This window comes from Kitasatospora sp. NPDC023385 (assembly GCF_055664045.1).
This window is the reverse complement of sequence record NZ_JBVOOL010000016.1, coordinates 133,236-145,831: the sequence shown is the minus strand read 5'-3', so window position 1 is coordinate 145,831 and position 12,596 is coordinate 133,236. Positions and strand designations below refer to the sequence as shown.

The following is a 12,596-nucleotide window of genomic DNA, read 5'->3' as shown; positions in this document are numbered from 1 at the left end:
CTTCACTCAAAAGACTTCGGAGGTACGGGCCCGGCCGCCGCTCGCGCGGGGGCCGGGCCTGGGCGCTCGGGTCGGCTCAGCCCAGCAGCACGTCGTCGGAGCCCAGCTGGCGCAGCTCGCGCACCAGCAGGGCGGTGCCGGTGACCAGCGCGGCGGCGCCGACCAGGGCGTTGACCAGCTTGAGGGTGTCGTTCTCGGCGCGGGCCTTGCGGACGTCCTTGGCGATGGTGACGGCGCCGAAGGCGCTGGTGCCGATGGACAGCCACAGGCCGGGCTTCGAGTGCTTCCACCCCTTGAGCGAAGCGGACTGGGCCTTGGCCTTCTCGATCTTGCTCACAGTGCCGGTGCCTCCTCCAGCAGGGTGTGCCCCCACTTGTCGTTGAGTGCGGCCTCGACGGCGCCGCCCACGCGGTACAGGCGGTCGTCCGCCATCGCGGGTGCGATGATCTGCAGGCCGACCGGGAGATTGTCCTCCGGGGCCAGGCCGACGGGCAGCGACATGGCCGCGTTGCCCGCGAGGTTCGACGGAATCGTGCACAGGTCGGCCAGGTACATCGCCATCGGGTCGTCGGCGCGCTCGCCGATCGGGAAGGCGGTGGTCGGCGTGGTCGGCGAGACCAGCACGTCCACCCCGGCGAAGGCCGCGTCGAAGTCGCGCGAGATGAGCGTGCGGACCTTCTGGGCCGAGCCGTAGTAGGCGTCGTAGTAGCCCGAGGACAGCGCGTAGGTGCCCAGGATGATGCGGCGCTTGACCTCGTCGCCGAAGCCGGCCTCGCGGGTCAGCGCGGTGACCTCCTCGGCCGAGCGGCTGCCGTCGTCGCCGACCCGCAGGCCGTAGCGCATCGCGTCGAAGCGGGCCAGGTTGGAGGAGCACTCGCTGGGCGCGATCAGGTAGTACGCCGGCAGCGCCAGGGTGAACGACGGGCAGGAGACCTCGACGACCTCGGCGCCCAGCTCGCGCAGCAGCTCCACCGACTCCTGGAACCGCTGCATCACGCCGGCCTGGTAGCCCTCGCCGGCGAACTCCTTGACCACGCCGATCCGCATGCCGCGCACGTCGCGCCGCTTGGCGGCCTCGACCACGGCCGGGACGGGCGCGTCGATCGAGGTGGAGTCCAGCGGGTCGTGCCCGGCGATGGCCTCGTGCAGCAGCGCCGCGTCCAGCACGGTGCGGGCGCAGGGGCCGCCCTGGTCCAGGCTGCTGGAGAACGCCACCAGGCCGTAGCGGGACACCGAGCCGTAGGTCGGCTTGACGCCGACGGTGCCGGTGACGGCGCCGGGCTGGCGGATCGAGCCGCCGGTGTCGGTGCCGATCGCCAGCGGGGCCTCGAAGGCGGCCAGCGCGGCGGCCGAACCGCCGCCGGAGCCGCCGGGGATGCGGGTGAGGTCCCACGGGTTGCCGGTCGGGCCGTAGGCGGAGTTCTCGGTGGAGGAGCCCATCGCGAACTCGTCCATGTTGGTCTTGCCGAGGATGACCACGTCCGCGTCCTTGAGACGGGTCGTCAGCGTGGCGTCGTACGGCGGGATCCAGCCCTCGAGCATCTTGGAGCCGCAGGTGGTGGGGATGCCCTTGGTGGTGAAGACGTCCTTCAGTGCGAGCGGGACGCCGGCCAGCGGGCCCAGCTCCTCGCCCTTGGCGCGCTTCGCGTCGACGGCCTTCGCGGCCGCCAGCGCGCCCTCGGTGTCGACGTGCAGGAAGGCGTTGACCTTCTTGTCGACGGCCCCGATGCGGTCCAGGTGGGCCTGCGCGACCTCGACGGCGGACACCTCGCCCTTGGCGATGGCGCCTGCGGTCTCGGCGGCGCTCCACGTGATGATGGGAGTACGGTTCGGCTCGGTCATCTCGGTCAGTCCTCCCCGAGGATCTGCGGCACACGGAAACGCTGCTCTTCGGCGGCGGGGGCGCCGGACAGCGCCTGCTCCGGGGTGAGCGACGGCCGCACCTCGTCCGCGCGCATGACGTTGGTCAGCGGCAGCGGGTGCGAGGTCGGCGGGACGTCCTGTCCGGCGACCTCGGAAACGCGGGCGACCGCGCCGATGATCACGTCGAGCTGCTCGGCGAAGTGGTCCAGTTCTTCGGGCTTCAGCTCAAGACGCGACAGCCGGGCGAGGTGGGCGACCTCCTCGCGCGTGATGCCAGGCATGCAGCGATCCTCAGGGTGAGTTCTGGTGAGGCCCGGCGGTGCCTTGCGGGCGGTGCCGGGCCCGGGCAGGAGCAGCCGGGTTCGGCGCTCCGTCCTCATGGTCTTTGCACCCATCCTATGGGGCCCGGCGCGGGCACCGGCCAACGAGTGAGCCGCGGCGCCCGTCACCGCGCTCCCATGGCGTCCTCCGCCGGTCTCCTGCGGCGCTTCCCCCCGCGTTCCCCCGTGTCCCCGGCGTCCCCTGTGTCCCCTACTGCGGCCGGGTGCGGGCCCAGTCCTGGGCGCCGGGCGCCTTGACCTCCAACTGGGCGGCCGGCACCGCCTGGACCACGGGCGGCAGCCCCGGCGTCAGCCCGGTCGGCCTGACCGGCGGCAGGACGGGCGGGAGCGTCGGCGGGATGGCGGGCTGGACGATCGGCTTGCCGCTCTGGACCGGCTGGAACCGGGCGTGCAGTTGCGGCGGCGCGCCCAGCCGCTCCGCCGGCGGGGCGCCGGTGCGGTGCACCCGCAGCCAGGCGGTGGCCTGCTCGGCCGGCAGCGCGGCCGACACCAGCCAGCCCTGGACGGCGTCCACGCCCATGCAGTGCAGCCGCTCCCAGGTCTCGTCGTCCTCGACGCCCTCGGCGACCACGGTCAGGCCCAGCGAGTGGGCGAGCTCGACCGAGCAGCGGACCACCGCCGCGTCGTGGTCGTCGATGACCATCCGGGAGACGAAGGAGCGGTCGATCTTCAGCTCGCCGACCGGCAGGCTGCGCAGCCGCACCAGCGAGGAGTGCCCGGTGCCGAAGTCGTCGAGGGACATCCCGACGCCGTAGCCGCGCAGTTCGGCGAGGGTGTCGGCGGCCCGCCGGGAGTCGTCCAGCAGCAGCCGCTCGGTGATCTCCAGCTGGAGGGCGTGGGCCGGCACCTGGTGGCGCACGAGGTGGCCGGCGACGCGCTGGGCGAAGCCGGGGTTGAGCACGTCGCGCGGCGAGACGTTCACCGCGACCTGTACCTGCAGCCCCTGGTCGCGCCAGTAGGCGAGCTGGCCGACGGCCGCCTCCAGCACGTAGTCGGTGAGCCGGGGCATCAGGCCGCTGGACTCGGCGAGCCCCACGAACTCGTCCGGCGAGACCTTGCCCTGCCCGGGCCGCTCCCAGCGCAGCAGCGCCTCCAGGCCGACGACCCGGCCGTCGAAGGCCACCTTCGGCTGGTAGTGCAGCTGCACCTCGCCGGTCTCCAGCGCCCGCCGCAGGTCCCCGAGCAGCCCGATCCGGTACGGGGTGTCGGCGTCCTGGGTCTCGTCGTACTGGGCGACGCCGCTGCAGCCGCGCTGGGCGTGGCCCATCGCGACGTCGGCCCGGCGCAGCAGCGACTCGGCGTCCTGGGCGTGCTGCGGGTAGACGCAGACGCCGGCGCTGGCCTCCAGGACGAGCAGCAGCCCGTCCAGCCGGATCGGGGCGGCCAGTTCGGCGATGAGTGCCTTGGCGACCCGCTCCAGGCTGTCCGGGCAGTTGATGCCGGGCAGCAGGACGGCGAACTCGTCGCCGCCCATCCGGGCCACCATCGGTCGGCCGCGGCGGTAGTGCCGGGGCAGTCCGGCGAAGACGTCGTCGATGGACTCCCGGGTGGCGCTGCCGGCCGGGCCGCCGGAGCGCAGTGCGCGGTGCAGCCGGCGGGCGATGTGAACCAGTAACCGGTCACCGGCCGTATGACCGAGTGTGTCGTTGAGTGACCGGAAGCGGTCGAGGTCGAGCAGGATGAGACCGACGCTGTAGCCCTGGTCGCACTCGGCGATCGCCTCCTGGGCGGCCAGCAGCAGGGCCTGACGGTTGGGCAGGTCCGTCAGGGGGTCGGTCAGTTGGTCGCGGGCGCGGTCCCGGGCGATCCGCCAGGCCGCGACCAGCACGGCCAGGGGCACCGCGAACAGCGGCAGCAGCTCGGGTTCGTACCGGTAGACCAGGACGGCCAGCGGGATGAGCGGCGCAGCTCCGGCCAGCAGCACGCCGAGCAGCAGGACCGCACCTGCCACCCCCTGCGGCGGGCGTGTGGGCGCACCGCCGGTCGTACGATCCATAAGCCCTGTCCTCCGTCGGGCCCGCCCCGTCAGGCCGCCTTACGGTGAGGCACCGTGCCGGTACCGACAGCTGCCGGGCATGGAGCGACCCCGAGGAGCACCGGCGCAGCCGGTGCCCCCACCCCTGCTGACATTCTGTTGCGCTCCAGGGTATGCCGGGGTCCACCCGGTGGGCAGACTTTCGGACAACCGGGAACGCGTCACCTCGCCCGGGTGTCACACAGTGACACAATGCCCGCTTTCACTGCACGGCACCCGGTGACGTTGCATCAGGACGATAACAACCCGGATTCGGCCACCCGCCGCTCGGGTCGGCTCCGGGTCAGCCCTCGGCGGGCGCCTCCTGAGGTGCGGCGGCCTGCTCCGGCTCGGGAAGTCCCAGGTGGGCCCGGGCGGCGGCCGGTCCGTCGGACAGCAGCACGGCGAAGCCTGCGTCGTCCAGGACGGGCAGGCCGAGCTGAACCGCCTTGTCGTACTTGGACCCTGGATTCTCACCGGCGACCACGAAATCGGTCTTCTTCGAAACCGAACCGGTCACCTTCGCTCCGCGCGAGGTCAGCGCCTCCTTGGCGCCGTCCCGGGTGTGGCCGGACAGCGTCCCGGTGACGACCACCGTCAGCCCCTCCAGTGGACGCTCCGCCGCCTCCTCGTCCGCGAACTCCTCGGTGAACCGGACGCCGGCGGCCCGCCACTTCTCCAGGATCTCCCGGTGCCAGTCCTCCTGGCACCACTCGACCACGGACCGGGCGATGATCGGCCCCACCCCCTCGACGGCGGCCAACTCCTCCTCGGTGGCCGAGAAGATCCGGTCCAGGTCGCGGAACTCCCGGGCCAGCTCCTGCGCCGCGACCGGCCCCACGTGCCGGATCGACAGACCGTTCAGGAAGCGCCAGAGCGGACGCTCCTTCACCTTCTGCAGGTTCTCCAGGAGCAGTTCGGTGTTCTTCTTCGGCTGCCCCTTGAGGTTCGCGAAGAAGAACACCTCCTTCTCCTCCCCGGTGACGTCGTCCAGCCGGGGCATGCCCGTCTTCGGGTCGCGCACCAGGACCCTGATCGGCAGCAGCTGCTCCATGGTCAGGCCGAAGATGTCGCCCTCGTCCTTCACCGGCGCCTCGGCCGGCTCCAGCGGCTGGGTCAGCGCGGTGGCCGCGACGTAGCCCAGCCCCTCGACGTCCAGCGAGGAACGCCCGCCCAGGAAGGCGATCCGCTCGCGGATCTGGGCCGGGCAGAACTGGGCGTTGGGACAGCGCAGATCGATGTCCCCCTCCGACATCGGGCGCAGCTCGGCCCCGCACTCGTGGCAGTGCGAGGGCATCACGAACTCCCGCTCGGTGCCGTCCCGCAGGTCCTCCACCGGCCCGAGGATCTCCGGGATCACGTCACCGGCCTTGCGCAGCACGATCGTGTCGCCGAGCAGCACGCCCTTGGCCTTGACGACCTCCTGGTTGTGCAGCGTCGCGTACTGCACCATCGAGCCGGCCACCTTCACCGGCTCCGCCAGCACCGCGTACGGGGTGGCCCGGCCGGTGCGGCCGATGCCGACCTTGATCTCCGCCAGCTTGCCGGTGACCTCCTCCGGCGGGTACTTCCAGGCGATCGCCCAGCGCGGGGACTTGGAGGTGGCGCCGAGCCGGCCCTGCAGGGCGATCTCGTCCACCTTGACCACGACGCCGTCGATCTCGTGCTCGACCGAGTGCCGCTGCTCGCCGAAGTGCCGGATGAACTCCCGCACCTCGTCGAGGGTGCCGACCACCCGGTTGTGCCTGGCGGTGGGCAGGCCCCAGTCGTGCAGCAGCCGGTAGGCGTGCGACTGGTTGTCGATGTCGAAGCCGACCCGGGCGCCGATGCCGTGCACCACCATGTGCAGCGGGCGGGACGCGGTGATCTGCGGGTCCTTCTGGCGCAGCGAACCGGCGGCGGCGTTGCGGGGGTTCATGAACAGCCGGATCATCGCCCGGGGCCGCTTGCCCTCCTTCGCGCGCTCCTCGTTCTCCAGACGGCGGCGCTCGTTCTCCGCCACGAACGAGGCGTTCAGCGCCTCGAAGGCCTCGGTCGGGAAGTAGACCTCGCCCCGGATCTCGACCAGCTCGGGGACGTCGTCGCCCTTCAGCCGGTGCGGGATCTCCTTGATGGTGCGGACGTTGGCGGTGATGTCCTCGCCGACCCGGCCGTCGCCGCGCGTCGCCGCCTGCACCAACTGGCCGTTCTCGTAGGTGAGGTTGACGGCCAGGCCGTCCACCTTGAGCTCGCACAGGTAGTGGTAGTCGATGCCGTGCAGCTCGGTGGCGACGCGCTCGGCCCAGGCGGCGAGCTCCTCGTCGTCCATCGCGTTGTCGAGGCTGAGCAGCCGCTCGCGGTGCTCGACCTCGGCGAACAGCCCGGTGGGGGCGCCGCCGACCCGCTGCGTCGGCGAGTCCGGGGTGGCCAGGGCCGGGTGCTCGGCCTCCAGCGCCTCCAGTTCGCGCATCAGGGCGTCGAACTCGGAGTCGCTGATGACCGGCGCGTCCTGCTCGTAGTACCGGGCGCGGTGGTCGGTGATCTCCTGCGCCAGCTCGGCGTGCCGCCGACGCACCTCCGCCGGGACGTCCTCCCAGCCCTCGACAGCCGTCACCGCAAGCCCTCCTACGTTCTCATTCCGGGTTGTCCACCAGGCTCCGCGCCGCCCGTGCCGCGAGCGACAGCGCTGTGCGCGCGTACGCCGGGGAGGCCCCGGCCAGCCCGCAGGTCGGCGTCACCAGCACGCGGCGGCCCAGCAGCTCCGGGGCGAACCCGAGCCTGCGCCACAAGGTCCTGACACCCTGGACACTACCGGCCGGGTCGGACACTGCCTGGTCAGTGGCGGGGACGACACCGGCGAGGATCGCCGTGCCCCCTTCGACCGCCTCGCCGAAGTCGTCGTCCGAGCGCTCCGTCAGCAGCGAGAAGTCCAGCGAGATCCCGGCCACCCCGGCGCGGCGCAGCAGCGGGATCGGGACATCCGGCGCGCAACTGTGCACGACCACCGGCGCGTCCAGGCTCCCGACCACCTCGCGCAGCACCTCCTCGGCCACCTGCCGGTCCACGGCGCGCAGCCGCTGGAAGCCGCTGGCGGTCTTCACCGAACCGGCCAGCACGGCGGGCAGCGAGGGCTCGTCCAGCTGGAGGACGACGTCGGCGCCCGGGATGCGGCTGCGGACGTCGGCGAGGTGGCGGCGCAGGCCCTCGGTGAGCGAGCCGGCGATGTCCCGGCAGGCGCCGGCGTCGGAGAGCGCCTTCTCGCCGTGCTTCAGCTCGATGCTCCCCGCCAGCGTCCACGGGCCGACGGCCTGGACCTTGAGCGCGCCCCGGTAGCCCTGGGTGAACTCCTCCAGTGCGTCGAGGTCCTCGCGGAGCCAGGAGTGGGCGCGCCGGGTGTCCCGGCCGGGGCGGTCGGTGAACCGCCAGCCGCTGGGCTCGGTCTGGGCGAACAGCTCGACGAGGAAGCCGGCCCCGCGCCCGATCATGTCGGCGCCCGGGCCGCGCTCGGGCAGCTCGGGCAGGAACGGCAGGTGCTCCAGCGCTCCGGTGGAGGTCTTGGCGGCCTCCCGGGCGTCGGTACCGGGCAGCGAGCCGACGCCGGTGGCGGCGCCGCGCAGGTCAGGGAAGGCATGTGGGGTGCTCACCTGCCCGAGCCTACTCACGACGACGGCCCCGGTGCCGAGCGCGGGGGCTCGGCACCGGGGCCGTTCGTACGGGACGGGCGGGGTACGCCCGTTCAGTGCGCCTGTTCAGTGCGCCCGTTCAGTGCGCCTGTTCAGTGCGCCTGTTCAGCGCGCAGTGCATCTGTCAGTACGACTGGTAGCCGAACTCGTCGACGATCAGGTGGATCGGGGCGCCGCTCGCGTTGTAGAACGAGACCACGCCGTCCTTGACCGGGACGACCACCTGGTTGGGGATGGTCTCGCCGGGCAGGAAGTTGAGGTTCGACGCGTCGGGCGCCGCGTCACCGTGCGGGTAGACGGTGAGGTGGCCCTCGGCGCCCGGCTCGGTGACGGTCACGTTCAGGGTCAACGCGGCGAGGTTGGGGATCTCGCCGACCGGGACGTCCACGGTGCCCCACGCCGGGACGGTGCCGGCGGGGCGGGGGCCCGACTCCCAGTAGGTGTCCTGGCGCGTGTCGAGGATCCGGTACGGCCCGTCCGGGCGGTAGCTGACCTTGCCCTGGGTGGCGTAGTAGCCGGCGAGGTCGGCGATCAGGTGCACGGTGCCGCCGGAGGCGTTGTAGAACGACACCTTGCCGTCCTTGACCGGGACGGTCACCAGGTTCGGGATCGTCCGGCCGGCCGTCCAGTTGAGGTTGGAGGCGTCCGGCGCCTTGCTGCCGTGCGGGTAGACGGTCAGGTGCCCGTCGGCCTGCGGCTCGGTCGCCGTCACGTTCATCGTCACCGCCGTCACCCCGGACGCCGGCACGCCGGCCACACCGGTCACCGGCAGGTCGACGGTGCCCCAGGCCGGAACGGCCTGCGCCACCGGGACGCCGATCGGCTGCCGGGTGTCCAGCAACCGGGTCGGGCCCTGCGCGTGGAACAGCGAGCCCTTCGGGCTGTAGTAGCCCTCCAGGTCGGCGATCAGGTGCACGGTGCCGCCGGAGGCGTTGTAGAACGAGATCTTGCCGTCCTTGACCGGGACGGTCACCAGGTTCGGGATCGTCCGGCCGGCCGGCCAGTTGAGGTTGGAGGCGTCCGGCGCCGCGTCACCGTGCGGGTAGACGGTCAGGTGTCCGTCGGCCTGCGGCTCGGTCACCGTCACGTTCATCGTCACGGCCGTCACCCCGGACGCCGGCACACCGGCCACACCGGTCACCGGCAGGTCGACAGTGCCCCAGGCGGGCACGGCCTGCGCCACCGGGACGCCGATCGGCTGCCGGGTGTCCAGCAGCCGGGTCGGACCGGCGGGGGTGAACGCGCTGCCCACGTCGAGCATCTCGTTCGCGCCGCGGTCACGGATGCCGCTGCCCGTACCGGTGTTGGTGGCCGTCGGGTCGTCCACCGGGGCCCAGCCGCCGCGGTCGGTCGGGAGCATGCCCGGCGCGGTCTCGTCGGCCGAGTCGATCCGGTGGTCGACCGGGGCGTTCGGGCCCTTCGGCACGTAGGTCAGGGCGACGAAGTCGTGCGCGCCCTGGCCGGTGCTCGCGGTGAGCTGGCCCTGCGTGGTGAACGGCGCGCCGGCCCAGCTGTAGGCCGCGCCGCCGCTGCGCGGGTCGATCAGGTTGTAGTCGGCCCTGGTGCCCGCGGTGGCGTTCGCGCCGACGGTGATCCCGGTGGCGCCGGCCGGGCTGTCGCAGGCCGCGTTCTGGTCCTTCGCGGTGTTCACGACGTTGTTCTCGACCACCGCGCCGGTCGAGGTGCCGTCCAGCACGATCCCGGCGAAGCAGGGCGAGTAGACGGTGTTCGCCACCACGACGGTGTTCGGGGCGTCCTTGACCAGGATGCCCGTCATGTCGTCGACGCTGTTGGGCTGGACGACGTTGGTGGTCAGGACCGTCCCGGTGGAGCCGCCGTCGACCTGCAGGAGCGGGCCGGGCGCGTAGCTGAAGGAGCCGCGGGCCCAGGTGACCTTGTCGGAGGCGCCGGTGATCAGGACGCCGCCGCCCGAGGCCGCGATGTTGGTGAACGAGACGTCGTGCCCGCCGTCGACCACGACGGCCGGCCGCTTGTTGCCCGCGAGCGCCAGGTTCTCGAACCTGAGGTGGTCGGCGCCCTTGACCACGATGGCGCTGTCCGGGTAGTTCGGCGCCCCGCCGTTGAGCCAGGCGGCGGCGCCCGGCGAGTTCGGCCGGGACTCGCTGCGGAAGGTGATCGGGGCGTCGGCGGTGCCGGAGCGGGTCACGGTCACCGCGGTGTCGTTGTAGGCGCCGGCCTCGATCTCGACGGTCTGCCCCGGCTGGACGACCGCTGCGGCCGCCGCGACGTGGCAGAACGGCGCCGACTGGGCGCCGGTACCGCTGTCGGTGCAGTTGGCACCCGCAGCGTTGTTGACGTAGAGCGTGCTGCCGGCTGCTGCCGCGCTGCCCGCGCCGACGGCCGGCAGACCGACCGTTCCCACGAGCAGCGCGCCGACGGTCAGCGCCGTACGAGTTCTGGAAATGGAAGCCCCCTGGGCACTTTGAAGCGCAAATGACGCTTTCCTATCCCACCGTGTCCGAATTCGATCGGCCGGAGGGCGGAGCGGATCATCGCACAGCCACCAAGACGGCGCCAACGGGGATTTCCCGGATTTTCGGACCGCACGCGAACGGCCCCGGTGCCGAGCGCGGGGCTCGACACCGGGGCCGTTCCTACGGACGTCTGGCCCGGTTGCGCGGCTAGCGGCCGGGGCGGACGGTGACGTCCGTGATCTCCGCGTCCCGGGAGGCGTCCAGCGCGGCGAGGATCGCCCGGGCGACGGACTCGGGCTCGATCCAGCGGTCGGCGTCGTACTCCTTGCCTTCCTGCTGGTGCACCTTGACCTGCATCGCGGTGGCGGTGCGGCCGGGGTAGACGGAGGTGACCCGGACGCCGTTCGCATGCTCCTCGTGGCGCAGCGCGTCGGCCAGCGCCTTCAGGCCGTGCTTGCTCGCCGCGTAGGCCGACCACTCGGCGTGGGCGTTCAGGCCCGCACCGGAGTTGACGAACACGACGTGCCCCTTGACCAGGCGCAGCGAGGGCAGCAGGAGCCGGGTCAACTCGGCGGGGGCGACCAGGTTGACGTTGAGGGTCTCCTGCCAGGCCTTGACCGGCAGCTCGCCGACCGTGCCCAGCTCGACCACGCCGGCGACGTGCAGTACGGAGTCCAGCTCGATGGGCAGCGCCTGGTGGCCGAAGGCCCAGGAGAGCTTGGCCGGGTCGCCGAGGTCGCCGACCAGGGTGCGGGCGCCGGAGAAGCGCTCGCGGAGTTCGGCGGCGCGGCGGGCGTCGCGGGCCAGCAGCCAGAGGTCGTCGCCGCGTTCGGCGAGGCGCTCGGCAAGGACGGCGCCGATGCCGGAGCCGGCGCCGGTGATCAGATGAGTGGCCATGGTGGTGATCCTCTCAGGCCTTGAGCTGCGCAAACACCTCGGCGGGCGTGTCGGCGAAGGTGAGCAGCTCGGCGAGCGGCCGGGGCAGGAAGCCCTCGGCGTCCATCCGCTCCAGCTGGGTGCGCAGGCCCGTGTAGAAGCCCTCGGTGTCCAGGACGACCACCGGCTTCTCGAACATGCCGTGCTTCTTCAGCTCCAGCACCTCGGTGACCTCGTCCATCGTGCCCATGCCGCCGACCAGCACGACGATCGCATCGGCCCGGGCCACCAGCTCCGCCTTCCGCTCGGCCAGGTCACGGGTCACGACGAGTTCGTCGGCGCCCACGTACCCCTTGTGCTTCAGCATCTCCACCAGGATGCCGACCAGCTTGCCGCCCGCCACCTTCACCTCGTCGGCGAGCAGGCCCATCAGCCCGGCGTTGGAGCCGCCCCACACCAGGGTGTGCCCGCCCTCCCCGAGGAGCCGGGCGAACTCGGCGGCGGGGGCGGTGTAGCGGTCGTCGAGCGAGTACGCGGAGCAGAAGACTGTGATGTTCATAGTGCTATGTGGTCTATCACGCCCCGCCGCCCCCGCGAGTCGTGTCCTCTGCCTAGCCGCCCTCTCGGCCATGCGTTGCAGCGCCGTGTCCGATACGTCTGGAAACCTGTTCACCTGGCGGCCTGCTCGGTGAGCAGGCCGCCAGGTGACTACGGCTGTTGTGCGGTCGAGTGCACCAGCGGACGGAGCAGGTCGAGGACGTGGGTCCAGTTGTACTTGTCGCGGGCTCCGCCGGACTTGGGCTGGTGGGGCACGTAGTCGCCGATCAGGACGCCCATCGAGCGAAGGCGGCCCAGGCTCTCCGCGTACGCCGGGTGCGCCGCCAGGGCGGAGTTGACGTAGGGCTGGACAGCTACGGGGATCCCGAGTCCGTACGCCTCGCAGAGGATGCCGAGTGCGAGTGTGTCGCAGATGCCGGCGGCCCACTTGTTGATGGTGTTGAACGCGGCGGAGACGACCGCGATGGCGTCGGCCGGAGGCAGCGGCTGCGGGATGCTCGGTGTGCGCCAGGCCGAGCGGATCGGGTAACCGGTCTGGGCTTCGATGGTGTCCTGGTCTATGAAGCCCAGAGCGCTGGGGGTCGCTATCACACCGGCCCTCCAGCCCTCGCTGTGTGCAGCTGTGATCAATTCGCCTACGCCGTCCGCAATCCCCGTGGCGCAGACGATGACGTAGAGGAACGGCTCGCGGTGCTCGGTCAAAACCGGACTCCCAACTCCATGCAGAAACGGCGGAGTTCCGGGACGCTACCGCGCCGGTCGCGGGCAGCCATGTCACCGGCCAGCTCCAAGACGCTGGGGCGTCCCGGTGAGCCGGCAGCCGCCGGACGACGGTCTGCCGTGCCCG

At 72.1% G+C, this 12,596-nt stretch carries 10 protein-coding genes; all 10 read right to left on the bottom strand.

Translation table 11 applies throughout. The features are described 5' to 3' along the window. Positions 1 to 76 precede the first annotated feature (76 nt). Complete coding sequence (locus tag AC0B61_RS24560; RefSeq protein ID WP_030243916.1) at positions 77 to 337, bottom strand: hypothetical protein; 261 nt, start codon at positions 335 to 337, stop codon at positions 77 to 79. Continuing rightward, positions 334 to 1,842, bottom strand: a complete 1,509-nt coding sequence (gatA, locus tag AC0B61_RS24555) for an Asp-tRNA(Asn)/Glu-tRNA(Gln) amidotransferase subunit GatA (RefSeq protein ID WP_471742887.1) — start codon at positions 1,840 to 1,842, stop codon at positions 334 to 336. The genes AC0B61_RS24560 and gatA overlap by 4 nt, the downstream gene beginning before the upstream one ends. A gap of 5 nt (positions 1,843 to 1,847) precedes the next feature. Beyond that, complete coding sequence (gene gatC, locus AC0B61_RS24550) at positions 1,848 to 2,144, bottom strand: Asp-tRNA(Asn)/Glu-tRNA(Gln) amidotransferase subunit GatC (protein ID WP_030057414.1); 297 nt, start codon at positions 2,142 to 2,144, stop codon at positions 1,848 to 1,850. A gap of 250 nt (positions 2,145 to 2,394) precedes the next feature. Then, positions 2,395 to 4,200 (bottom strand): putative bifunctional diguanylate cyclase/phosphodiesterase, encoded by a 1,806-nt coding sequence (locus AC0B61_RS24545; RefSeq protein ID WP_471742886.1) that lies wholly within the window; start codon positions 4,198 to 4,200, stop codon positions 2,395 to 2,397. Between the two features lie 322 nt (positions 4,201 to 4,522). Then, entirely contained in the window at positions 4,523 to 6,811 is a 2,289-nt protein-coding gene (gene ligA, locus AC0B61_RS24540) for an NAD-dependent DNA ligase LigA (protein WP_471742885.1), read from the bottom strand. A gap of 19 nt (positions 6,812 to 6,830) precedes the next feature. Next, a complete protein-coding gene (locus AC0B61_RS24535; protein WP_471742884.1) occupies positions 6,831 to 7,841 on the bottom strand; it encodes a methionine synthase in 1,011 nt (336 codons plus the stop codon). A gap of 163 nt (positions 7,842 to 8,004) precedes the next feature. Further along, entirely contained in the window at positions 8,005 to 10,263 is a 2,259-nt protein-coding gene (locus AC0B61_RS24530) for a right-handed parallel beta-helix repeat-containing protein (RefSeq protein ID WP_471742883.1), read from the bottom strand. A 259-nt stretch (positions 10,264 to 10,522) separates the two neighbouring features. Then, entirely contained in the window at positions 10,523 to 11,212 is a 690-nt protein-coding gene (locus AC0B61_RS24525; protein ID WP_471742882.1) for an SDR family oxidoreductase, read from the bottom strand. A 13-nt stretch (positions 11,213 to 11,225) separates the two neighbouring features. Beyond that, a complete protein-coding gene (locus AC0B61_RS24520) occupies positions 11,226 to 11,750 on the bottom strand; it encodes an LOG family protein (RefSeq protein WP_471742881.1) in 525 nt (174 codons plus the stop codon). Between the two features lie 149 nt (positions 11,751 to 11,899). Then, a complete protein-coding gene (locus AC0B61_RS24515; RefSeq protein WP_471742880.1) occupies positions 11,900 to 12,451 on the bottom strand; it encodes a flavoprotein in 552 nt (183 codons plus the stop codon). Positions 12,452 to 12,596: the final 145 nt, after the last annotated feature.

Bases quoted from the DNA above. Each gene is read 5' to 3' on its own strand.
- AC0B61_RS24525 (WP_471742882.1), bottom strand. From the start codon at position 11,212: ATGGCCACTCATCTGATCACCGGCGCCGGCTCCGGCATCGGCGCCGTC.
- gatC (WP_030057414.1), bottom strand. From the start codon at position 2,144: ATGCCTGGCATCACGCGCGAGGAGGTCGCCCACCTCGCCCGGCTGTCG.
- AC0B61_RS24520 (WP_471742881.1), bottom strand. From the start codon at position 11,750: ATGAACATCACAGTCTTCTGCTCCGCGTACTCGCTCGACGACCGCTAC.
- AC0B61_RS24545 (WP_471742886.1), bottom strand. From the start codon at position 4,200: ATGGATCGTACGACCGGCGGTGCGCCCACACGCCCGCCGCAGGGGGTG.
- gatA (WP_471742887.1), bottom strand. From the start codon at position 1,842: ATGACCGAGCCGAACCGTACTCCCATCATCACGTGGAGCGCCGCCGAG.